Source organism: Saccharopolyspora hattusasensis, from assembly GCF_050972075.1.
GTDB classification, from domain to species: Bacteria; Actinomycetota; Actinomycetes; order Mycobacteriales; family Pseudonocardiaceae; genus Saccharopolyspora; species Saccharopolyspora hattusasensis.
Genome location: NZ_JBPCDC010000001.1, coordinates 8,381,854 through 8,403,591 on the forward strand (window position 1 = coordinate 8,381,854; position 21,738 = coordinate 8,403,591).

Annotated in this window: 18 protein-coding genes, 1 tRNA gene and 2 pseudogenes; 8 read left to right on the plus strand and 13 right to left on the minus strand. The window is 66.6% G+C overall.

Annotated features, from left to right (window positions below):
* Window positions 1-5 precede the first annotated feature (5 nt).
* Window positions 6-518: a hypothetical protein gene (locus ACRXBZ_RS39660; protein WP_433883452.1), complete on the plus strand. Its 513-nt coding sequence runs from the start codon at window positions 6-8 to the stop codon at window positions 516-518.
* An 850-nt stretch (window positions 519-1,368) separates the two neighbouring features.
* Here ACRXBZ_RS39660 and ACRXBZ_RS39665 read toward each other — a convergent pair.
* The 3 genes from ACRXBZ_RS39665 to ACRXBZ_RS39675 all read right to left on the minus strand — a co-directional run bounded on the left by ACRXBZ_RS39665 (window position 1,369) and on the right by ACRXBZ_RS39675 (window position 3,082).
* Window positions 1,369-2,406 carry a tyrosine-type recombinase/integrase gene (locus ACRXBZ_RS39665; protein ID WP_433883453.1) on the minus strand — a complete coding sequence of 346 codons (1,038 nt, stop codon included), beginning with the start codon at window positions 2,404-2,406 and terminating at the stop codon, window positions 1,369-1,371.
* Window positions 2,403-2,738, minus strand: coding sequence for an AbrB/MazE/SpoVT family DNA-binding domain-containing protein (locus tag ACRXBZ_RS39670; protein WP_433883454.1), 336 nt, complete (start codon window positions 2,736-2,738; stop codon window positions 2,403-2,405). The genes ACRXBZ_RS39665 and ACRXBZ_RS39670 overlap by 4 nt, the downstream gene beginning before the upstream one ends.
* A 258-nt stretch (window positions 2,739-2,996) precedes the next feature.
* A tRNA-Leu gene (locus ACRXBZ_RS39675) sits at window positions 2,997-3,082 on the minus strand.
* Window positions 3,083-3,206: 124 nt separating this feature from the next.
* Between ACRXBZ_RS39675 and ACRXBZ_RS39680 the strand changes: the two genes are divergently transcribed.
* Window positions 3,207-4,562 carry a M20/M25/M40 family metallo-hydrolase gene (locus ACRXBZ_RS39680; protein WP_433883455.1) on the plus strand — a complete coding sequence of 452 codons (1,356 nt, stop codon included), beginning with the start codon at window positions 3,207-3,209 and terminating at the stop codon, window positions 4,560-4,562.
* Between the two features lie 60 nt (window positions 4,563-4,622).
* Complete coding sequence (locus ACRXBZ_RS39685) at window positions 4,623-5,588, plus strand: tyrosine-type recombinase/integrase (RefSeq protein ID WP_433883456.1); 966 nt, start codon at window positions 4,623-4,625, stop codon at window positions 5,586-5,588.
* A gap of 110 nt (window positions 5,589-5,698) precedes the next feature.
* Here the strand turns inward: ACRXBZ_RS39685 and ACRXBZ_RS39690 are convergent, their stop codons facing one another.
* Entirely contained in the window at window positions 5,699-6,337 is a 639-nt protein-coding gene (locus tag ACRXBZ_RS39690; protein ID WP_433883457.1) for a VOC family protein, read from the minus strand.
* A gap of 76 nt (window positions 6,338-6,413) precedes the next feature.
* Complete coding sequence (locus tag ACRXBZ_RS39695) at window positions 6,414-6,767, minus strand: hypothetical protein (RefSeq protein WP_433883458.1); 354 nt, start codon at window positions 6,765-6,767, stop codon at window positions 6,414-6,416.
* Window positions 6,768-6,835: 68 nt separating this feature from the next.
* Between ACRXBZ_RS39695 and ACRXBZ_RS39700 the strand changes: the two genes are divergently transcribed.
* From ACRXBZ_RS39700 to ACRXBZ_RS39710, 3 genes are all read left to right on the plus strand, one after another.
* Window positions 6,836-7,624 (plus strand): glycerophosphodiester phosphodiesterase family protein, encoded by a 789-nt coding sequence (locus tag ACRXBZ_RS39700; RefSeq protein WP_168588588.1) that lies wholly within the window; start codon window positions 6,836-6,838, stop codon window positions 7,622-7,624.
* A 103-nt stretch (window positions 7,625-7,727) separates the two neighbouring features.
* Entirely contained in the window at window positions 7,728-9,137 is a 1,410-nt protein-coding gene (locus ACRXBZ_RS39705) for an MFS transporter (protein ID WP_168588589.1), read from the plus strand.
* A 497-nt stretch (window positions 9,138-9,634) separates the two neighbouring features.
* The gene (locus ACRXBZ_RS39710) at window positions 9,635-9,979 is read left to right on the plus strand and encodes an RNA polymerase-binding protein RbpA (protein WP_433883459.1); all 345 of its coding nucleotides are present in this window, start codon (window positions 9,635-9,637) and stop codon (window positions 9,977-9,979) included.
* 55 nt (window positions 9,980-10,034) lie between these two features.
* Here ACRXBZ_RS39710 and ACRXBZ_RS39715 read toward each other — a convergent pair whose 3' ends face one another.
* The 4 genes and pseudogenes from ACRXBZ_RS39715 to ACRXBZ_RS39730 form a co-directional block, all read right to left on the minus strand.
* Window positions 10,035-10,823: a polyprenol monophosphomannose synthase gene (locus tag ACRXBZ_RS39715; protein WP_433883460.1), complete on the minus strand. Its 789-nt coding sequence runs from the start codon at window positions 10,821-10,823 to the stop codon at window positions 10,035-10,037.
* A gap of 53 nt (window positions 10,824-10,876) precedes the next feature.
* On the minus strand, window positions 10,877-12,451 hold the full coding sequence (gene lnt / locus ACRXBZ_RS39720; RefSeq protein WP_433883461.1) for an apolipoprotein N-acyltransferase: 1,575 nt from the start codon (window positions 12,449-12,451) through the stop codon (window positions 10,877-10,879).
* Window positions 12,452-12,609: 158 nt separating this feature from the next.
* A pseudogene (locus ACRXBZ_RS39725) lies at window positions 12,610-12,831 on the minus strand (acyl-CoA synthetase); the annotation flags it as partial.
* Window positions 12,832-13,088: 257 nt separating this feature from the next.
* Window positions 13,089-14,453: a hypothetical protein gene (locus ACRXBZ_RS39730; RefSeq protein ID WP_433883462.1), complete on the minus strand. Its 1,365-nt coding sequence runs from the start codon at window positions 14,451-14,453 to the stop codon at window positions 13,089-13,091.
* Here ACRXBZ_RS39730 and ACRXBZ_RS39735 point away from each other — a divergent pair.
* Complete coding sequence (locus ACRXBZ_RS39735) at window positions 14,430-14,771, plus strand: hypothetical protein (protein ID WP_433883463.1); 342 nt, start codon at window positions 14,430-14,432, stop codon at window positions 14,769-14,771. The two genes, ACRXBZ_RS39730 and ACRXBZ_RS39735, sit on opposite strands and share 24 nt — an antisense overlap.
* A 134-nt stretch (window positions 14,772-14,905) precedes the next feature.
* Here ACRXBZ_RS39735 and ACRXBZ_RS39740 read toward each other — a convergent pair whose 3' ends face one another.
* The 4 genes from ACRXBZ_RS39740 to ACRXBZ_RS39755 form a co-directional block, all read right to left on the minus strand.
* On the minus strand, window positions 14,906-15,610 hold the full coding sequence (locus ACRXBZ_RS39740; protein WP_433883464.1) for a hypothetical protein: 705 nt from the start codon (window positions 15,608-15,610) through the stop codon (window positions 14,906-14,908).
* A 13-nt stretch (window positions 15,611-15,623) separates the two neighbouring features.
* Window positions 15,624-16,490, minus strand: coding sequence for a vWA domain-containing protein (locus ACRXBZ_RS39745; RefSeq protein ID WP_433883465.1), 867 nt, complete (start codon window positions 16,488-16,490; stop codon window positions 15,624-15,626).
* A 66-nt stretch (window positions 16,491-16,556) separates the two neighbouring features.
* Window positions 16,557-20,282, minus strand: coding sequence for a caspase, EACC1-associated type (locus ACRXBZ_RS39750; RefSeq protein ID WP_433883466.1), 3,726 nt, complete (start codon window positions 20,280-20,282; stop codon window positions 16,557-16,559).
* Window positions 20,279-20,653, minus strand: coding sequence for a hypothetical protein (locus ACRXBZ_RS39755; protein WP_433883467.1), 375 nt, complete (start codon window positions 20,651-20,653; stop codon window positions 20,279-20,281). Before ACRXBZ_RS39755 ends, ACRXBZ_RS39750 begins: the two co-directional genes overlap by 4 nt.
* Window positions 20,654-20,928: 275 nt before the next feature.
* On the opposite strand from ACRXBZ_RS39755, the pseudogene ACRXBZ_RS39760 reads away from it, so the two are divergent.
* Window positions 20,929-21,732: pseudogene (locus tag ACRXBZ_RS39760) on the plus strand (alpha/beta fold hydrolase).
* Window positions 21,733-21,738 lie beyond the last annotated feature (6 nt).

A 21,738-nucleotide genomic window follows, 5' to 3' on the forward strand; every position in this document is an offset into this window, starting at 1 on the left:
GGTCGTTGGCGTTCACTCCCCTCCCAGGAGCGAGGGGCTGGTTCGAGCTCTACAACAGGCTGCCCGACGACTACACGCCACCGTCCGAAGGGCTTTCACCGGTGCTCGTCGACGAGTTCGACATCGAAATTGGCGTGACGAGTCACAAAATCGAAGGAATAGGAGCGAGAATCAATTCTCGTGAATGGGTCTGGGGGTCGCTTCCTCATGGTGTCCCACGCGGCGGTCAAACCGTGGCGGTAAGCCTTGGGCTCGACTACGAACCAGAGCTCGCAGTCGGAGTGGAATATGAAAGTAAGTTTCCGGTCAGGCTGGCTGCCGACGACGGGCTGTACGCGGGTCCTGCCGAGCACGAGGAAGTAACGCGTTGGGTGTATGGCTCGTGTGGTTTCTGGCTCGGCGCTGACGACAGCGGTTCACTGAAAGCGCTCTATTTTCCTGTGCAGGCCTCCGGTATGTCGGAACGGGAAACAGCGTCAAAGCGGACTTCGTGGCTGAAAAGGCTTGGGCTGCACTGATCTGGACTGTCCCTCTGGTCCTATCGGGGCTGCCATTCGTGATCACTGTTCAAATGCCGTAAGCGGCGCTGGTCAGCAGGCCCAACGGGTGCATCCCGGGCCTCAGCTAGCGCTGGGGTTTCCATTGCTAGCGATCGACGTCATCGCCGGGCATCGCCTGAGCGTCCCATATTAGCTGCCGCGCTTGAACGGCAGTTTGTGGAGCACAGGTCAGGTTTGCTGAGTGGGTGGCGGCAGGGTGCCGTTCGGTGAGCTGGCCCATGGCAGCCGTCGGTCCTCTGCGGACGGGGTAGCTGTGGGGAGGTCGAGGATAGGTGGGGACTCGACCTTCCCGCGTGCTGGGGAGCATGGGCGTGTGTATCAGCTGGTCGGCCACGGGCCGCCGGCAGATGCTGGCCGATGATTAGTGGTTGGGGTCTTGGTTCAAGACGGTCCACGGGATTGAACTCCTACTGGCGCTGGAGGGTCCGGGAGCTGAGGCTCGTGATCCTGGGCAGTCGTACAGTGTGACGTTTCCTCGCCCGGGCTGGATAGCAGGAGCAGGAGCGAATCTGGAGCGAGGGATGTACCGTAGTAGGTGGGAACTGCGTGGAACCGCTGTCAACTTACGCGGTTTGTCCAGCGGTTTCTCGGTTTTCGCTGGTGAGTGTCCTCATAGGACTTGGCTGGGGGTCAAGGGGTCGTGGTCATGATGCGGGCGCGTCTCGGCGTAGGAAGTAGGGCACTGCTCCAGGTTGGCAAAGTGGAGCCGGACGCTGCTTGTTGGAGCGTCCGGCTCGATACTTCGGTGTAATCGATATTTTCAGTCTTAATTGAAATTCATGTGATGTTCTGCTGTTCCGTCGTCGGTTCAGGCGAGTGGGTGGGGTTCATCGGTGAGTCCTGCGAGTGCGGTGGCGATTTCCTGGATGGTGGCTCGGATGTAGGTGGTGGTGGTGCCTGCGTCGCCACTGCCACTGTCGGTGTGTCCGGCGTAGGCGCGGGCGACGGCGTAGCCGTAGTTACGTTCGACCCAGGTGAGAGTGGTGTGCCGTAGCCAGTGGGTGGAGATCTGCTGGGTGGCGACCCAGGGTAGGTGTCTGCCGATGCGGTTCCAGAGGTGGTCGTAGCGGCGGGTGGTGATTGGCCGGCCGTTGGTGTAGCGCAGCAACTGCCCAGTGCGCGGGGCGCCTCGCTGTTTGGCGTGCTGCTGTAGGTGGGCCATCAAGGTCGGCGAGACGGGTTGCCAGCGGACGCTTTCGCCTTTTTCTCGGAGGAAGATCAGGCATTGTGTGGGGTCGAGGTCTTGGGGGCGGAGGGCGAGTGCGCCGCCGCGGCGGCAGGCGGTTTCGGTGTGGAGCCGGAGGAGGAGGGTGTCGAGTGCGGGGTCGTTGCCGGTGGTGGCGGCGATGTGGTTGATCTCGGCCAGGCGGGTGTCGGCCACGGCGCGGCGGGTGGAGGGCAGGCGGCGGGGTTTGGCGACTTTGCTGGCGGGGTTGTCGGTGGGGGTGATGAGTCCGTCGTCTTCGGCGTGTCGGTAGAGGCAGCGGAGTGCGGCGATGAGGTGTTCGCCGGCGCTGCGTCCGCCGCGGGCGTTGCGGCGGGCGATGACGTGGCTCTTGATGTGTTCGACGAGTTGCTTGATTTCTGACGGTGTCGGTTCGTCGAGGCGGCGTTGCCCCCAGTGGTTTTGGATGCGGTTCCAGTAGGAGCTGTAGACGCGGCGGGTGCCGTCGGTGACGGCCGCGGAGACGATCGGGATGTAGTCGGCGAACGTGGGCACAGGCGGCCGGTTCTCGGGTGTGGTGAGCAGGTCTTCAGCCGAGAGACCTAGGCGGTCTAGGAGCAGGCGCGCGGCTTCCAGATCGGCTTGAGACGTGTGCGCGGGCTGGGGTTGGCGGGTTGTCATGCGGGATCACCGTCCAGCAGCCTGGCGCGGCAGCGGGTGATCATGTCGTCCAGTACGGCGGGCGGGTGCACGACGAGGACACCGTGGGCGGGTTCGGCGGCCAGCAGGACCCGGTCTCCGGGCAGCAGGCCGCAGCAGTGCCGGACCGATGCGGGAAGCCGTAGATGCCCCTGCTTGGTGATACTGAACACGCCGTGGGCATCGGTGCGGATGGTCAGGAGGCCGTGTGTCTCGCGGATGGCCAGTCGTGTTCCAGGTGTCCAGCCGAGTGCCCTCAAGACTGCTTGGTCGGCGACCCGGCCCCTGGCATCGACAGCCGCCAATCCGTGCACCAGGCCACGCTCGCGCGGTACTGGGACGGAAGGGAGGGGAAGCGTTCGACGGGCGCTGGTGACCCCGGGGTGCCCTACGGCCGACGGGCCGTCCCGACGTTCGGGAGTTGTGGAGGGAACTACCGGCTTGATCACTGGGCCGGTCACATCGACCACCCCCACCGCAAGCAGCGGGGCGACCGGGAAAACGCTGATCCAGCGTGTTGGAGTGCCTTCAAACACTGGCACGTCAGATGTAGCAGGGATGCCACATTTTTGTGTCCGAGGGGGGACTTGAACCCCCACGCCCATTAGTAGGGCACTAGCACCTCAAGCTAGCGCGTCTGCCATTCCGCCACTCGGACATCTTCGGTTCGGCCCCTCTTTCCTTTTGGGCCGTCCCGCTGTGTTGTGTAGATAGATTAGCCCATGGTCAAACATGCTTGAACGGCACCCCCCTCTTTGCTGGTCGGGTGATAGAAATGCCTGGTGAGTGCACATAACAAGGGTATCTCCGGCACTGATCACGACGCTGGGTTGCTGCGGGCCGAGGACGAGGTAGTCGGTTTGGCCAGCGACCTGATCCGCATCGACACCACCAACACGGGCGACCCCGAGACGCTCGTGGGGGAGCGGGCCGCCGCCGAGTTCGTGGCCGCCAAGCTCAGCGAGGTCGGCTACGACGTCACCTACGTCGAGTCAGGGGATCATCCCGGGCGGGGCAATGTCGTCGCCCGGTTGCCAGGGGCCGACGAGACGCGGGGTGGGCTGCTGGTGCACGGGCACCTCGACGTCGTGCCCGCGGATCCTGCCGAGTGGTCCGTTCATCCCTTCTCCGGGGCTGTGCAGGACGACTATGTGTGGGGTCGGGGCGCCGTCGACATGAAGGACATGCTGGCCATGAGCCTCGCAGTCGCGCGGCGGCTCAAGCGCGATGACATCACTCCGCCGCGGGATGTCGTCTTCGCTTTCTTGGCCGACGAGGAGGCCGGCAGCTTCCACGGGGCGCAGTGGCTGGTCGATCATCGGCCGGAGCTGTTCGAGGGCTGCACTGAGGCGATCAGCGAGGTCGGCGGCTTCTCGGTGACGCTCAAGGACGGCGTGCGCGCCTATCTGATCCAGTCCGCCGAGAAGGGTATTCGCTGGTTGAAGCTGCGGGTGCGGGCTCGCGCCGGACACGGCTCGATGGTGCACGACGACAACGCTGTGACCAAGCTCTCCGAGGCTGTGGCCAAGCTTGGCAACCACCGCTTCCCCCTGGTGTTGACCGACTCGGTACGCGAGTTCCTTGATGGCGTGACTGAGATCACCGGTTGGGACTTCCCGGAGAACGACATCGAGGGCGCTGTGGCCAAGCTCGGGAACCTGTCGCGGATTGTTGGCGCCACGCTGCGCGACACCGCGAACCCGACGATGCTCACCGCCGGGTACAAGCACAACGTGATCCCGTCGGTCGCCGAGGCCGCCGTGGACTGCCGGATCCTGCCCGGTCGGGAGGAGGCCTTCGACCGTGAGCTGGCCGAGCTCCTCGGGCCGGACGTGGAGCGGGAGTGGGTCGGGTTGCCTCCGGTGGAGACCAAGTTCGAGGGGCGCATCGTCGATGCGATGACCGCTGCGCTGCTCGCCGAGGATCCCGGTGCGAAGGCGCTGCCCTACATGATGTCCGGTGGGACTGACGCGAAGTCGTTCAGCCGACTGGGCATGAACTGCTACGGCTTCGCGCCGTTGAAGCTGCCCGCGGACCTCGACTTCGCCGCCTTGTTCCACGGCGTTGACGAGCGGGTGCCGGTGGAGTCGCTGAAGTTCGGGACCCGCGTGCTCGACCGGTTCATCCGCAACAGCTGATTGTCGGTGCCGTCTGGTTTCATCTACCCGAGTTGATCATGATCACCGGGGAGGTGTGGCGTGGACGTGGCGCGCTTGATCGAGGTCTACCTGGAGCACCTGCAGGCCAGGAAGCTCGCGGCGAACTCGCTGCGCGCTTATCGCCGCGACCTGGAGTCGGTGGCCGGTGAGCTGGTCGAGCTCACCGGCACCGGCGCCGACCGGTTGGCCGTGGACCAGGTCACGGCTTCGGTGCTGCGGTCGGCGTTCGCGCGGTTCGCCGTTTCGCGGTCGGCTTCGTCGGTGACCCGCGCCTGGTCGACCTGGAACGGTTTCTTCGGGTTCCTCGTGGTCGAGGGCGCGGTGTCCGGCAACCCGATGCAGGTGGTGCCGAAGCCGCGCAATGCCCCCTCGACGCCGAAGCCGTTGCAGGGCGAGGACACGCCCGAGCGGCTGCTGCGCACGGTGGCCGCCGGGGCGCGTCGTACGCGGAATCCGTGGCCGGAGCGCGACCTGGCCGTGCTCGCCACGTTGTTGTGCACCGGGGTGCGGTCGGCCGAGCTGTTGGAGCTCACCATCGCGTCGTTGGCGGGGCGGCCTGGGGATCGGCGGCTGCACGTGCACGGCAAGGGCGGCAAGAACCGGTCCATCCCGATCGAGGACACCCTGGACGCGTTGATCCAGAGCTACCTGCAGTCAAGGCGGGCGCGGTTCGGTGAGCGGCTGCCCGGTGGCGAGCCGTTGTTCGTCGATCACCACGGCGATGCGCTGCGGCGGGGCGGCCTGCAGTACCTCGTGCGGCAGTCTTTGCGGGCTGCGGGCGTTTCGGATCGGGTGCAGCCGGGTGCGATGGTGCACGCCTTGCGGCACACATTCGCGACGCGGCTTGCTGAGGACGGGGCGAGTGCCGCCGAGATCGCCAAGCTGCTCGGGCACTCCTCGATGAATTCGAGCCAGACCTACATCGACGTGACCGCGCGCGAACAGCGGTTGTCGGTGCGCGCGAACCGGACGTTGCAGGTGCTCGGCGAGCTCTCCGGCGGTTAGTGCCCTGATCGGGAACGACCCCCGGAGCGATAAACCCCAGCCGTGGTTATCGGGAACGACCCCCGGAGCGATAACCCCAGCCGTGGTGGGTCTGCGGAGCGAAACCTTCTTCAGCCCCACGTGTCGGCGGCTGCCAGGCCGATTGCCGCACCGGTCGGGTCTGCTACCACGGCTGTGGTGCCCAGTACGGGGTGATCGCTGCGGTCGATGGTCTTGCCGCCCAGCTTCGGCGCGCGGGAGCTGATCGCTTCGACATCCTTGACCGCGAAGTAGCACAGCCAACCCCAGCCGGCCGGTCGGCGCGTCGTGCGGGATGCCAGCGGTCGCTCGCCGACGAGGTACTGGTCGGCGAGCACCGACCAGCCCAGGATGTCGGCCCAGAACGTGTCAGCGCGTTCCAGCGCTTGCGTGCTCAGCTCGACCCAGCAGGGCTCGCCGGGGCGCGGGCTCGGCGCCCAGGGGCCGTGCTGGGCCCGCCCCTTGACGACCAGCGCGACCGCGTCATCAGGACCGGTCAGCGAGCCGTCTTGGGTCATTCCGGCGAACATCGGCCGCCAGCCGGGTCGTTCGCCGCCGCGGGGAGTGCGCATCGCGGCGCAGCGCCGGTTGCCCACCCAGCAGTCGAAGCCGGCGCCGGTCGGTGCCGGGGTCCAGTCGAGCAGGGCCCGGTAGAAGACTGCGGAAGCTATCGGGTCCTGGCTGATCAGGTCGGCGCGGCGCAGGCCGCGGACTACGGGACGTGCGGGCACCGTCGATTCCTTGCCACGGCTGGGGACCAACCCATCCTGGTCACCCAGACCGGTGGGCACAATGCTCCGTTCGTCCTCACCGCAGCCGTTCGAGCTCCTCGGCCACGGCGACGACCTGGGTGGCGAGCTTGCGCAGTTCGGCCTGGTCGGCGGCGTCCTCGACCGCGGTGATCACGTCCTCGGCCGCGCAACGCAGCTGGAACAGCCGGTCCTGCAGGTCTGCCAGTTCGGCCGCTGAGAGCACCACCGCGTCCTCTGGGAGGCCGCCGCGCTGGACCGCGGTGCGGCGTTCGTAGGCGCGTTGGCGGCAGGACTGCGCGCAGTACAGGCGGGGACGTCCCTGCCGGCCCGATTCCGGAACGCGACGTCCGCACCAGGCGCAGTGCCGGGTTTGGCGTTGGCGGCGGGGCGGTGGGACGGAGGTTTCCACGATCGATCACGTTAGCCAAGGGCCCCGCCTGCGCGGTGAAGGCACGCCGATCAGGCAGAGTTGCTCGCGTGACGCATCCTTTCCTGCTCGGCCCCCGGCCCCGCGCGTTCGCCCACCGCGGTTGGCACCTGGGGGAACTGCACGATCTGGAGAACTCGCTGGCCGCGTTCCGCCGCGCCGCTGACGAGGGGTACCGCTACATCGAGACCGATGTCCACGCGACCGCCGACGGGGTCGTGGTGGTGAACCACGACGCGACGCTGGACCGCACCACGGACGGTCGTGGCGCCATCGAGCGGTTGCCCTGGTCCGTGGTCGGATCGGCGTTGATCGGCGGTCGGGAACCCGTGTGCAGCCTGGACGCCGCGCTGGAGGAGCTGCCGGAGACGTTCTTCAACATCGACATCAAGGCGGACTCGGCGATAGGACCCGTGCTGCGGACGCTGCGCGCGCACAACGCCTGGGACCGGGTGTGCCTGGCGTCGTTCGCCGAGCACCGGTTGGCCGAGCTGCGCCGGGCCGTCGGGCCGCGGCTGATGACCTCGACGGGGCGCCGGTCGGCCGGGTTTCTGTGGCTGGGCTCGCGGTGGGGCGGCTGGCCGCTGCGGTCGTCGGTCGCCGGTGGCGCGGCCCAGGTTCCGCGAGAATTCGGGCCGCTGCACTTGATCGACTCCCGCTTCGTGCGCCAGGCTCATCGCTGGGGGATCGAGGTCCACGTGTGGACCGTCGACGACGCCGCGGAGATGCGGGAATTGCTGGATCTCGGCGTGGACGGGCTGGTCACCGATCGGCCGGACGTGCTGCAGGAGGTGTTGCGAGAGCGGTCCGGCGAGCCGCAGCCGGAAATCGGTGGATGAGCGGAACTACGCATTGTCCCCGCACGGACCTCCACCGCATTCCTTGAGCCAGTAAGGTCCGGTTACCCCCCAATCGAGTGATCTTGGCCGGAGGACCGAACGGATGAGCGTGATGGACAGCGACCTGGCGCCCGACGCCGCGCGGAGGCGGCGCCGGGAACAGCGGGGTTGGTGTTGGTACGACTGGGCCAACTCGGTGTTCCCGACATCGGTGACAACGGTCTTCCTCTCGCTCTACCTGACCTCGGTGGCGACGGAGGCCGCCAAGGCCGACGTGGCGCGCAACGGCCCGAACGCTTGTCCCCAGGACAACGCGCTGGTGCAATGCGACATCTCGGCGTTCGGGCTGGTGTTCCCGGCCGGCTCGCTGTGGGGCTACCTGCTGTCGGTGGCCACTGTCGTGCAGGTGGTGGTGCTGCCGATCACTGGCGCGATCGCGGACCGCACCCAGAGCAAGCGGCTGATGCTGGCGATCTTCGCCTTCGGCGGCGCTGCGATGACGGCGTTGCTGGCGCTGGTCGGCGGGCAGAACTGGCAGCTCGGCGTGGTGCTGTTCATCATCGCCAACATCTGCTTCGGCGCGTCGGTGGTGGTCTACTACTCGTTCCTGCCGGAGATCGCCGACGTCGACGAGCGGGACGACGTCTCGACCCGCGGCTGGGCCATCGGCTACCTGGGCAGCGGTGCCGCGCTGGCCATGCACCTGGTGATCTACCTCGGGCACGACTCGGTTGGCCTAAGCACGGAAGCCGCGGTGCGGCTGATCTTCTTGTCCTCGGGCGTCTGGTGGGCGGTGTTCACGCTGCTGCCGCTGGCGGCCCTGCGGCAGCACCGGAACCCGGAGAAGACCGAGCGTGGCGCGTCCGCCGTCACCGCCGGCTTCAAGCAGCTGGTCACGACGTTCCGGGAGGCGAAGCACTTCCCGCTGACGCTGGCGTTCCTCGGCGCGTACTGGATCTACACCGACGGCATCTCCACGGTCACCCAGGTTTCGGCGCAGTACGGCAGCCTGGAGCTCAAGCTGCCGCAGGATTCGTTGATCATCACGTTGCTGATCGTGCAGTTCATCGCCTTCGTCGGCGGGATGCTGCACGGGGTGGTGGCACGGCGCATCGGCGCGAAGAAGACGATCCTGATCAGCCTCGCCACCTGGCTGGTGGTGCTCGTCGCCGCGTACTTCGTGCAGGCCGGGCAGGACATGCAGTTCTACGGCCTGGCGGTGGGCATCGGTCTGGTACTCGGCGGCACCAACGCGCTGTCGCGGTCGCTGTTCAGCCAGATGGTGCCGCCCGGCCGGGAGGCCGAGTACTTCTCGTTGTACGAGGTGGGGGAGCGGTCCACCTCGTGGCTGGGCCCGCTGGTGTTCGCCGGGGTCGGGCAGGCGACGGGGTCGTTCCGGCTGGCCATCATCTCGTTGGTGGTGTTCTTCGCGGTCGGGTTGGTACTGGTCTCGCTGGTGCCGGTGCGGCGGGCGATCGAGGCGGTCGGCAACCCCGCGCCGAAGGTCCTCTGAGTCGGTTTGCGGCGACGCTGAGTGCGCGGCGCGTGACGATCTGCGGCCGCCTCGCCAAGGCGGCCGCGTTGCTCCATGCTGGTGACAGGCGCTGCCGAGGTTGGCCGTGTGATCGGAATATGCCGGTACGCAGCGTTGTTACAAGAGGGAACCAAATGGTGCTACATTCAGTTACCGATTTTCGTCCTACCGCGCCCGATCGTGTCGTGATCTACGTCCCACTATCGCTACTTTCCCGAGACCTGGCTTGGCCATAGTGACTCAACATCTGGCACTATCACCCGTTCGACCGCACCTATAGATTGCGAGTGGGATAACGCGTCACGAACGCAGACCGGCTGCATCTCTAGGGAGACAAGCTGTCGTTGATGGGTGAACAACGTCACCGACGGCAACCAGAACCACCACACCGGGAACATACGGCGGGTCCCCCGTCGTTGCACACGGTGAGCACAATCGCCCGGGCTCGGTCCCGGGCCGAAGTGAAAGGAACCGTCATGGCCGACCGCGTTCTGCGTGGCAGCCGGCTCGGAGCCGTGAGCTACGAGACCGACCGTAACCACGACCTCGCACCGCGCCGGACGGTGCGCTACGCCTGCCCCAAGAGCCACGAGTTCGAGGTGCCGTTCTCCGACGACGCCGAAGTGCCGCCGACCTGGGAGTGTCGCCTGCACGGCGCCGAGTCGAAGATCATCGACGGCAACGAGCCGGAGCAGAAGAAGGCCAAGCCGCCGCGCACCCACTGGGACATGCTGCTGGAGCGGCGCACCATCCCGGAACTCGAGGAGTTGCTCAACGAGCGCCTCGACCTGCTGCGGGAGCGGCGCGGGCAGTCCGTCTGAGCAAGAGCATTCGACGAAGCGCCTGGGACGCTGAGTCCCTGGCGCTTCGCCGTGTTCAGCGCTTCAAGCCGCGCAGGAGGAGGCTCGCCGCTTGGTTGCCCCGGCGGCGCAGGCCCCACTTCGTCACGCGGACCAGGGCCTCGCGCACGACCTCGGCGTCCATCTTCGAGCTGCCGATCTCGCGTTCCACGAACGTGATCGGCACCTCGACGACCACGAACCCGGCCTCCACCGCGCGCCACGCCAGGTCAACCTGGAAGCAGTAACCCTGCGAAGCGACGTTGTGCAACTGCAGTGTCTCCAGGACCTCCCGCCGGTACACGCGGTAACCGGACGTGATGTCGTTGATCGACACGCCGAGCGCCAGCTTGGAGTACACGTTGGCGCCGCGGGACAGCAGCTCCCGGTACCAGGGCCAGTTCACCGTCCGCCCGCCGGGCACGTAGCGCGACCCCAGCACGACGTCGGCGCCGGTGCCATCCGGGCCGAGCATGCCGATCAACCGGGGCAGGTCCTCGGGAGAGTGCGAGCCGTCGGCGTCCATCTCGATGACCGCGTCGTAGTGCCGCGCCAGCGCCCAGTCGAAACCCGCCACGTACGCGGCGCCGAGCCCGGCCTTCTCGGTCCGGTGCATCACGTGCACCCGCTCGTCCTCGACGCCGAGCTCGTCGGCGAGGTCACCGGTGCCGTCCGGGCTGCCGTCGTCGACGACCAGCACGTGCGCCATGGGTAGCGCGGTCAGCAGCCGTCGCACGATCGGTTCCAGGTTGTCCCGCTCGTTGTAGGTGGGGATCACCACCAGCGCCGATTCGGCACCGGCTCCGGGGGATTGCCGGTTCGCCATCCATGTCCTCCTAGCCGGTCCGATCGGCCGGCTGTGCATTCGTTTGTTCGGGTTCAGACGTCCGCTTCGCGCCGGGGCCGCCACCAGGACAGCACCACCGCGCCGACGCCGAGCACGACCAGTGTCCACATCGGAGCGCTTCCCAGCTCGGTGGCGAGCGTCTGCGTCGAGCGCAGCGGCACGTCGGCGACGAGGTTCTGCGCGGTGAACAGCTCGGTCTGCTGGGTCACGGTGCCATCCGGTTGGATGACTGCGCTGACCCCGCTGGTGGCCGCCACCAGGACCGCCCGCCCGTGCTCCACGGCGCGCAGGCGCGACATCGCCAGCTGCTGGTAGCTCATCTCGGAGTGGCCGTACCAGGCGTTGTTGGTCGGCACCGCGAGCAGCGTTGCGCCCTGCTGGGCGGCGCCGGTGAACACATCGTCGTAGGCGACGTCGTAGCAGATCCCGACGCCCAGGTGGACGGCTCCGACGTCGAGGACGCCGGGCTCGTCGCTGGGCACCATGTCCTGGCGGAAGCGGTCCACGAACGGGCTGACCAGTCGAGCCACCGGCCGCATCGGGATCGTCTCGGCGAAGGGCACCAGGTGTTGCTTGATGTAGCGGTCGCCCGCGCCCGATGCCGGATCCCACCGGATGATCTGGTTGTGCAGCTGGCCGTCGGCGTCCTCGCCGAGACCGCCGACCACCAGCGGGACTCCGAGCTGGGCGGCGATGCCGGACAGGTCCGGGTCGGTCCGGCTGGGGCCCCAACTGCCGACCTGCTCGGGCAGCACGACGAAGTCCGGTTGCGGTACCCGGCCCGCTTTCACGTCGTCGGCGAGCTGCTGCGCGGCGGCGATGTGGTTGGCGTGCAGCACGTTGTCCTCGTAGAGCAGGCCCAGCCCCAGGTTGGGCGCATTGCCCTGCACGATCGCGACCCGGGCGGTGCCGGCGTTGGGATCGGTGCCGATGAACGGCAGCATTGCCAGGCCGGCCACCAGCGGCACGAGGACCGCGGCCATTGGGGCGGCCCAGCGGCGCGGGGTGCGCGCGCGGCGGGCCAGTTCGGCCAGGCCGCCGCCGACCACCGCGACGGAGAATGACACCAGGGCGGTGCCGCCGAGCGCCGCCAGCGGCAGGAACAGGCCCGTGTCCTGGGTAAACGCCAGCCTGCCCCACGGGAATCCGCCGAAGGGCACGGCGGAGCGCAGCGCCTCGGCGGCGACGAACACCGCCGCCATCCACACCGGGGCACCCTGCAGTCGGCTGACGCGCGCCATCCCGGCCCCGCCGAGCGCGACGAACAGCGCTTGGACGGCGGCCACCCCCAGCCACGGCCACGGACCGAAGTCGGCCCCCAGGAAGTCCTGCAGCCAGCCCAGCAGTGGCAGCAGGTACGCCGAACCGAACAGCAGGCCGTAGCCGAACCCGGCGCGGGCCTTGCGGCCGCGCAGCACCGCCACGAACACCGCGAACGCGATCGGCGCGATCCACCAGAGGTCGCGCGGGGGAGATCCGGCGTAGAGCGCGAACCCGGCGGCGACGACCGCGAGCATGCGCAGCCAGACCGCGCCGAACGATCGGCCTCTGGCCTTGCTGCGGCCCTGCCGCTCAGCGCGCTGCAGACGAGCCGTGGGGACAACCACCCGATCAACCTTCTCGGTGCCGCGGTCCCGGACCGGCCAGGACGGAAACGTTCTGTCGTGTTCGTGCGTGGGCAGCCCGGCGCGCACTCAAACAAATGTACGCCGGGCGGCCGAGCCGGGACGGCAGTGGGCAAATCCGAACAAACGCCCGAAGTGGACGCGACGATGTTCTCGCCGCTGCGGCGGATCATGTCCTTGGTGCGTCCCGAGTAGTAGACGCGGCCGTCGTCGTCCATCCGGGCCAGGTCGCCGGTGCGGAACCAGCCTGCGCGGAAGGCGCGATCGGTGGCCTCCGGATCGCGGAAGTAGCCGTGCATCAGGCCGACGCCGTGGATGGCCGGCTCGCCGGCGCCGACGCGCGGCACTGGAGCGCCGACATCGACGCGCGGCACTGGTGCGCACGGACTGGTCGCAGACTTCGTCGACGACGCCGGCCGCGAGCGTCGTTTAGTAGCGGACACCATCCAGGTCCATCTCGAGGCCGCCGCGCCGCGGGTGCGCTGCCGGGGACATGGGCCGCCGTGGTGCGGCTGCCGTGGGCGCGCCACGGCGCCGGGCACACTGACGCCTTCGACGACACGGGGACGTGGCTGGCGTGCGCTCCTCGAAATCGGCCCCATCGAACGGGACTCTTCGTTTACCGGCGGAACCAGCGCTTCAACTGCTGCCAAATGCTCTGCGGCGTCGGTTCCGTCGGCCATCTGGTGTCCCAAGATGGCGCCGACCACCCTGACTGGAGGTGTGGGGGCGGGTTCGGTGGTGGCGGTGGTGAGACCGGCTCAGGCGGTAGCCGGTAGACCCGATGCTGCGGCGGAACTGGTCCTGGCACCAACGGGGGGCGAGCCGTTGAAGATTGCGTTGGCGAAGGCGGCTCGAGTGGCCGGTTGGAGAGCTCGCCAACCGGCGACCGAGTTGCCGATCCTGTTGGGTCTTTCTCCCCACGCGGAGAGACCTGTGCGGCGAACCCAGGGGAGGAATACAGCTTGCCGAGACGCTGCTGCAGGTCGGCCGCGCCGCTAGCGGATACGGCCGGCCTGCCGTGCAGCGGCACGGCAGAAGTCGAGGCTGGTGCCGACCGCGTCTGTGGCGGTTCGGAAATATCTCTCCACGAGCGTTGTGCTTTGGGAGGCTCGCACACCTGCTCGGGTTCATCGGGGAGGTCGCCGTCGGCGGCCTCTTCGAACTCCTTGACCTGTTGCGCATTCAGCATGCGAAGTGCCCGCAGCCGGCTCAGTTCGATCTGAGGGGTCCAATATGGACGCTTGCCCCGATACGCGGTGACCAAACCAGTGATCGACACCCACCGCCCCCTCAGTCCGGTCAGATCCGCGTCGTACTCCTGGCAGAGTTCCACGCAGGTGCGATCGAAGGCGATGATCGCGAAGTCTCCTCGTCGCCAGTCACCGAGGTTTATGAAGGCCATCTTGCCGTACGCGGTCTGCCATACGCGCGTATCGGTAACTTGCCCGAATGTGGTGACTTCGTCGCCCTGGCATGCGAGCAGCGTCTCGCGCTCGGCAGCCGGAACCGGCCGCGGAAGGTTGTAGTGGCTGCACGGCGTCCGGCCATTTCCGCGTGCGTTTCCCCTTCCTCGCAAGGTTTCCGGCACTGCGGCGAAATCGACCGTGCAGGCTTCCCTGAGCCGCTGCAACCGGTCCGCGAGTGGGCCGATCTCGGCGAGGCCGGCGAAGACCTCGGACTCCTCTGGCCTGACGAAATCAGCTGCGCTGAAGAGCAGATTCTCACCAGTGTGGAACTTGTCCCAAAGGCCCGGCTCGTACTGGAGGGCCTCAAGCGACAGATCGATCACGAAAGTCGCGAACAGATCGATGGACTCGTCGTAGTGGTCCGCCCGATCTGGGTGTTGGTAGTTGCGATGGCCGCGCTCAGATGCGCCGAGTTCGCGAAGCGCTGGCAAGAACATCCCGTCGTAATCGACGAACCGCACTTGGTGGTCAGATCCCACCAGGATGTTGCCATGCTGGAGGTCGCCGTGTGCCACGCCCGCTCTGCGCAGCGCGGTGACCGCTTCGCGGATGCGTCGCCGGGCGACGCCGAGCGCATCGGGTTCGTCGAAATAGTCATCGATCCAGTCGCTCAGCGGGTCGCCGTCCACCCAGCGCATTCGAACGATCGGGAGGTCCCGGTCGCGCACCTGGATTCCGGTGGGGATGTAGTCGACGTCGACCAGGAAGTCGAGCTGTTCGTTTCCCCCGATGAAGTCGGCTATCTCCGCGTAACGTCGCTGAAGGTGGCTGCCTTCCTTGTGGAAGCAGCGCACCGCGAAGCACTCCGAGCCGACCTCGACCTTGAATGTTAGCGCGAACCCGCCGGACGCCACCTTCGGTAGGCCGAGAGCGTTACGAACCGGCTTGCCGCGTCGAAGGACGTCGTCCTTGAACGCTCGTTGCGGGATCTGGACGGCAGCCCGGTAGTCAACCGGCGTCGGCAATTTCAAGTCTGCACCACGCACACAGTCGTATCGTCGTTGTCCATGCCGCTCTCCCGGGAGCGGGTCACGAAATCGGCGAAGGCAGCTGGGCTTCCGAGGTGATCGGAAACCGGGAGGAGACATCCGGTCGTCTCGTACGCCTGGAGGAGGTGTTTCGCCAACGCGTCGGTAGCGAGTACGAAAAGATCGCCGGCTTCGTAACTGCCGCCTCCGTCCCAGATGGCGTCGGCGGTCGCCGACGCACCGGGACGAGTGCTGACGAGGGTGGGGAAACGCGAGAACAGGTCCGCTCTGTCGAGCGGTCCCGCCAGCAGCATCTCCGGCCCACGTAGGTGGAAGAAGCAGGAGTCCCCGACCGCACGCACCTGGTAATCAGAACCGCGGGTGGTGAGCCCGACGAAGGCGGCCGCCCCACCCTGCGGCAGCTTTTCCCGCGCCCACCACGGCAGGCCGGGCCGGGCAACCCGCTGCCACCATGACCGGCGCAGCCGGTCCAGAATGTCTGGCGCCAGCGGATCAACGCCTTCGTGGGTGAAGGCGTTGACGAGGATTTCGCTCCACACCTCAGGGCGTGCCGAGGTCGACGCGCCGTCGGCCACCGCGAAACGGCCACTTCCCATATCGCACGACACGCTGTCTTCGTTCTCCGCTGCGATCCGGCCACGCTTCGGCACGGTCTGCGCCGAAGCGTGGAGCCGCAGGCCCATGCCTGCCCGCAACCTACGACTCGCGACCGTCGGTGAGCTCCTTGAGCCCGGTCGGGGTCACGGCCCGGGTTCCGATGTCGAGGAACTCGACCACCATGTGGGCTTCGGCGTTGTAGACGAAGCCCCGTGCACCGGCCTTGACCTCGTAGCCGGCGACAGCCGTGGCCTCCAGCATCGTTGGCGGCAGCTCGCTGGAGATGTTGAACAGCGTTTTCGCGTAGACGTCGGGGAGTCCGGCCGTGTCGTTCGGCAGGACCACGGATGGATTCGGCATGCCGGACAGGTGCAGGTTGAACAGCAACACGTTGCCGTCCTCGGTGCCGGTTTCGCGGATCTGCTGGGCCACCTCGGTCGGATCGCCATCGGAACTCACGCCGTCGGTGATGTTTATGACGATGGGAGGGAAGCTGCGGGGGTTCCGGAGGCACCAGGAGTCGGTGATCTCGGCGGCCGTTCTGAACGCCGCGACCATGGGCGTCTGTCCGTTGTACAGCGGGTCGACCCAGACAGGGTTGACCGTCGTGGTCTCAAAGAAACCACCCACGCCGTCGGGAATCTTCTGCATGAGCTGGTCGGTCCGCTTGGGGTTTCGTGCCACCTCGCCGATGGGTAGAAGCGGGTTTCCGTGGTCACTGCCGTGCAGTACGGGACTGACGTCCGAACCGTATCCGATAACGCCGACCTCGAAGTAGTCGAAGATCCGGTCGTCGCCCTTGCTGCACAGCAGAACAGCGTTGCCCAGGATATTGTTCACCGAGAGAGCCAGCTGATCGGCTTTGGACTTCCCGGTGCCTGCCCACGGCTCGGACATCGAATACGACTGGTCGATGAGCAGCAGCAGGCAGGCCCGCTGGTTTCGGTTGATTTCGGCTGAGTACAACCCGGGATCCTCCGGTTTGGGAAATGGTTTCTGCGCGGAAGGCAATGCGTCTCGCCCAACGTCCCGTCAGGCCGTCGGGGTCTTGTGATGCTCCAGGAGGCTCGTCTGGTCGCAGTAGAGCTGCCAGGCCGGGACACGAACACACCGGCGAGCACCGTCTTCTCCCGAGAGCAGCCCGAGCCGCTCGAACTGCAGCCGCAAGTGCCGTGCGGGAAGAACCTGGTTGGAGCCGGGGCCTCGGTCGATCAGCACAGCGGTCAGTGCGGAGTTATCGCGAAGTAGTGCGTCCGCCAGGTACCCGTCCACGGTGGTGCTGAGTCTAACGTCTGAATCTGTGCTGGTGCCGAGGCCGAGCCGTTTGTGCAGTCGCAGGAGAAGCGGGTCCACGGCCATCTCGGTGCTGTCGTCGCCATCGGGTTGTTGGTCTGCCTGCCGTTCCGCCGCCTCGACCAGCGCCGCACCGACTCCGCCCTGCCGACGCCAGAACTCGCGGTCGCCCACCACTAGCAGGTGTGCCCGCGCACGGGTGATGGCGACGTTCCACAGGTTCAGCTGGCCGTTCAACCAGACCCTGCTGCGCTTCGGTGTGTCGGGCCCCGCGACCAGCGAGAAAACGATCGCGTCCCGTTCTGATCCCTGGAACGTGTGTACCGTGCCGACCTGGATCCGGTCGTTTCCTCGCCATTGCTGCTCGATCGCCTCGGCCTGTGCCCGGAACGGGCTTACGACACCCACGGTACCCTCCGGTGGCAGTTTTTCCAGCAGGTGCTGCACCGACCGGTTGACGAGGTCGATTTCGGCTTTGTTCGTCCAGGAACCACCACGCCGGCGAGTCGTGCCCGATGTGTCCAGCCACAGAATCGGATCGCGGTCCATCCGCCGCTGCTTCCTCGTATCCGTGAGGACGGTCAGCTCACCACCGTAGAACCGGTCGTTCGCCACCGCAGCGATGGCCGGATGGCACCGGAAATGTTCATCGAGCAGGGCACTGCCGCGGGCCGCACGGTCGAACGCGTGGAACGCCGAGTGGCGGTGGAAGGTGCAGCGGTGCTCCTCCAACCAACTGGCGCTTACGCCAAGGCCGCGCCGAATGCTCGCTTCCTGCACGGGTTTTAGGGTGATCACGGGTTCCAGCTGCATGGGGTCACCGATGATCAAGGCTCGTTTGGCTCGGAACAGCACGGGAAGCACTTGCGGAATGGAGCACTGGCTCGCCTCATCTACCACGACCAGATCGAAAAGTGCTGCTGTAGTGGGGAAACGCCGGACACTCAGATTGGTGACCGCCCAGCCACGCACGTGCTTGAGCGCGGACTCGACCTCGGCCCAGTCCCTCTGGCCTGCGCTGTTTTGGACCAGCGACTGGATGACGCGCTTGCCCGCCTTCGCCGTGGTGAGCACAGAAGTCTCAAGAAGCCGTTTCGAGTGCACCCGGAACTTCTCGTAGTGCTCGTCCAACGCGTGCTTCAGCTCGTCATCGCGAGGTGCCTTCGCCATGGCAGCCCGTGCGGTCCTCCAGCGGCGCTCGACATCCGCCCAAGCGCCGATTAGCTCGCACGCTCGCTTGTGACCGTCCGCTGCTTCCCATCGAACTTTCCGGAGGAACCGGCGTCGCCGCCAGCCGGCGAGGAAACGAGCATCGCTCAACCTGCTGGCACGCTTGGCAAGCCCCCCGAGATCGATGGTGTCGCCGAAATGAGTACGAAGCTCCTCCGGTGTGCGGCCCAGTTCCCGCGCCGCCCATTCGCGATCCTCGCCGATCTGGAGCAGTTCCGTTTCTCGGCGGGCCTTGTCGGCCATCCTGGTCACTACGCGATCGAAGTCCTCGCGGGCCTGCCAGAGGTCGGCGCGTGCGGTGCCGATGTTGGTGGCCGGACCGGGACTCGTCGCCAGGAGCCGGAGAGATTCCCTTTCAGTCTCGCGATAATTAGTCGTCCCACTTCTAGCCCCGGTTCGCACCAGGCATCCGGGCACGAGCCGTTCGCACCGTTCCCAGACCTCGTTGACCGCACGATTGTTGGTGGAGGCGACCAACACGCTCTGGCCGTTGGAGACCGCGGTCGTCACCAGGTTGCCGACGAGCTGACTCTTGCCCGTTCCTGGTGGGCCTGTCGCAACGGTCAGCCGACGTGTCATCGCGGCCTTGATCACCGACTCTTGCCCCTCGTTCAGCAGGAGCGGAGCGACCAGCTGGAAACCATCCTCGGGTTCCTGATGAACGCCGCTTTCCTCGAGGAGAGCTCCGAGCGCAGTGCCCCGGATCGCACCCACGTTGCGGGAGATGCGATCGAGGTCCTTCAGCAGACCGTTGCTGCTCTGGTTCTTCTGCGGGGCTAGGAAGAGAATCGCAGCGTTGCGCGCTCCTTGCGCAGGCGTGTCGACGTCGATGCTCGTGGCCAGGTCTCCCGGCTGCAGAGGCTGGGCGTCGATCAGTTTGAAGTCCTCCCGCAAGTCGTGCCTGATCTGCTGGACCATCTGACTGTGCATCCCGGCATGCCATTGGGGCATGAACGTGTCGCGGAGTACAGCCGCCTGTTCGGCTCCCAGAACATGCTCGGCCAGTGCGGGATGCGGGATCGGCGTCCCGTACGGTCTGATCCGGGGGCCGTCGTCGCCAGTGGTGATTTCGACGGGGCGAATTAGCAGCGGAGCGAACCGCGGTCGTCGGTAAGTCTCGCCGTTCGGCGCTTTCCGCAAGAGGACGGCCGGGTAGCCGTACCAGAGCGCCGCTTCCTCCCGGTCCGCTTGTTCGGCGAGTTTGGTCGCGTCGTCAGGAAGCGGGATCGATCCGGTCTCGTCCAGATCGCCGGACAACAAGCGTTCCGTGCCGGGCAGGCACACGTAGGTCTCATCGGCCTCATCCACGTTCATCAGCGACATGTCAGACGCTGACGCCGTGACGCACTCGCGGTAGTAGTCGAGCAGCAGCTGCCAGGACACCGGGCTCCCGTCAGCGTCAGACTTCGTCGTACGAGGCCCAGCCGGCTCCGGTGCTCGCCGCACCATCGGCGGGGTCAAAGGCGGTCCGGCGTAGCTGCGGGCGAGGTGGATCTGGCCGTTGACCTTATCCGCCGAGTAGGCGGGTATCTGAGGCTCGTCCAGTTCGAGCCTGCGGACGCGCTCGTTCACGTAGTGGAAGAGCTCCTCGGCGGACACCAGCCCGTCGTTGCCGGTGTCGCCTCGGCCGGTCCGTAGCGCTTCGACGAGTTCACTGGTGAATGCTGAGGGGCGAGGATCGGGATGGGCATCGCCGTCGCCCCACGATTTCTCGTCAGCTCCAGACGACGACATCACGAACACGCCACGGCTACTTAGAAGCGCAGAAGAGTTCGACATGGATTTGGCGTCATGGGTGCGGAACCCCAGGCTGAAGCCGCCGCTGTAGCAGCAGTCGAAGATAGCCACCTTCTGCGGTGAAAGACACAGCTCCAGCTGCTCGTTGACGAAAGTAGCGCTGACCCCGGTGTGCTCGATCGCGTCGCCATCGGTATCTGACGCGATGAAGAAGAACTCCCCCGTGGTGCGGGCCAACCGGATACCGTGCCCGCTGATGTAGAGCAGCGCGAGATCACCGGATCCCAGCTTTTCAAGGAAATCGCCGATAGCGACGCGCATTTCGTGGGCGGACGGGCTATCAAGGACGTCGACGCTGTCGAAGGCGCCGATCGCGGGATGCTCCAGGACCTGCCTGAATTGCGCCGTGTCCGCTCTGGTGCAGGCCAAGGGCTTGAAGCGGTTATCCGAATACTGGGCCGTGCCGATCAGCAGCGCCCGCTTGCCGAGAACTGTCACGAGTCGCCGCCCTCGAAGAATTTCTCGATGATGCGTTCCTGTGCGGCGTCAAGGTTTCCGTGGACCTCGACCGTCTTATCGCCCCGGCCGAGCAGGACCTTCCGGTTCCGCTGCCGTTCGGACCAGGCCCTGATGCCTTCGATGACTACCGGGGCCGCGGCTCTCGTACCGAGAAACACCCACAGGGCCAGATCCGCTGCGACTCCACCTTTGGCTCCAGCAGCAGCGGTGGTCGTCGAGTCCGCGAACTCCACTTCGACGCCATCGATCGCATTCAGTTCGGTGCGCAACGAGCGAGTGAGACGTTCCCCCAGGATTGTGTTTCCGTCGGCAACTACTTCCAGCGTGAAAGCCGGGGCAGACGGCGTCATTAACCCTCCAGCGAAGATTTTTGATCCATTATCGAGACCTTATGTCCGGGGGCACGTTACACCGGTCGCCGCCTGCCGAGGTCCGGTTTGTGTCAACCAAGATCAGACGCTGCGAGTTGATCACCGAGTTGGAGCAGTGCTGTCAACGAAATCGTTGCGACCCCGTTTTGGTGATTGACAAAGTGGGGTGAGCCTGGTCGTTCTGCGACTTACGTGGACGGGATACGCTGTTTTCCCAGCTCGGGATCCGCCCACCCGAGGTTGACCGGTGCGCCATGCTGGTTATTGCTGGGGAACATCGGTGTTGGAGGTGGGAAGTGCCTGCTGGGCTCGAAGAAGTCGGTCACGGGGATCACCCGGTCATCGCTTTGCACGGTTGGTTCGGCTCCGGGGCCGCTTAGCGGCCGTTGCAGCCGTACCTGGACGGCGCTCGTTTCCGGTACGTCTTCCCGGACTACCGCGGATACGGCTCTAGGATCGCCGAACCCGGTTCGCACACCCTGGAAGAGGCCGCCGGGGACGTGCTCGCGCTCGCCGACGAATTCGGCTTCGACCGATTCTCGCTGGTCGGCCACTCGATGGGCGGTGCGGTGATGCAGCGCGTCCTGGCGGATGCACCTGAACGGGTTCGGGCCCTGGTGGGGGTTTCGCCGGTGCCGGCCAGCGGCGGGGAGTTGGACGAAGACGGCTGGGCGTTGTTCTCCGGTGCGGTCACCGAAGCCGGGAACCGCCGGGCCATCGTCGACTTCACGACCGGCAACCGGCTGACCGGGGTGTGGCTGGACGCGGTGGTGCGCCACTCGCTGGACACCTCCGATCCGCAGGCCTTCGGCGACTACCTGGTGGCGTGGGGCAAGTCCGACTTCCACGGCGAGATCCAGGGCAGCGAACTGCCGGTCAAGGTCATCGTCGGCGAGCACGATCCGGCGCTCGGCGAGTCGAGGATGCGCGCGACATTCGAGCAGTGGTATCCGAGCTGCGAGATAGAGGTGCTGCGCAACGCGGGCCACTACGCGATCGACGAAACCCCGATCGCCCTCGCCACCAGCATCGAGACCTTCCTCGCGGGGGTCGAGTAGTCGCGG

Excerpts from the sequence above, each read along its gene's own strand:
- ACRXBZ_RS39665 (WP_433883453.1), bottom strand. The coding sequence starts at position 2,406 with ATGACAACCCGCCAACCCCAGCCCGCGCACACGTCTCAAGCCGATCTG.
- ACRXBZ_RS39705 (WP_168588589.1), top strand. The coding sequence starts at position 7,728 with ATGAGCGTGATGGACAGCGACCTGGCGCCCGACGCCGCGCGGAGGCGG.
- ACRXBZ_RS39710 (WP_433883459.1), top strand. The coding sequence starts at position 9,635 with ATGGCCGACCGCGTTCTGCGTGGCAGCCGGCTCGGAGCCGTGAGCTAC.
- ACRXBZ_RS39715 (WP_433883460.1), bottom strand. The coding sequence starts at position 10,823 with ATGGCGAACCGGCAATCCCCCGGAGCCGGTGCCGAATCGGCGCTGGTG.
- ACRXBZ_RS39735 (WP_433883463.1), top strand. The coding sequence starts at position 14,430 with ATGCTGGAGGTCGCCGTGTGCCACGCCCGCTCTGCGCAGCGCGGTGAC.
- ACRXBZ_RS39740 (WP_433883464.1), bottom strand. The coding sequence starts at position 15,610 with ATGGGCCTGCGGCTCCACGCTTCGGCGCAGACCGTGCCGAAGCGTGGC.
- ACRXBZ_RS39755 (WP_433883467.1), bottom strand. The coding sequence starts at position 20,653 with ATGACGCCGTCTGCCCCGGCTTTCACGCTGGAAGTAGTTGCCGACGGA.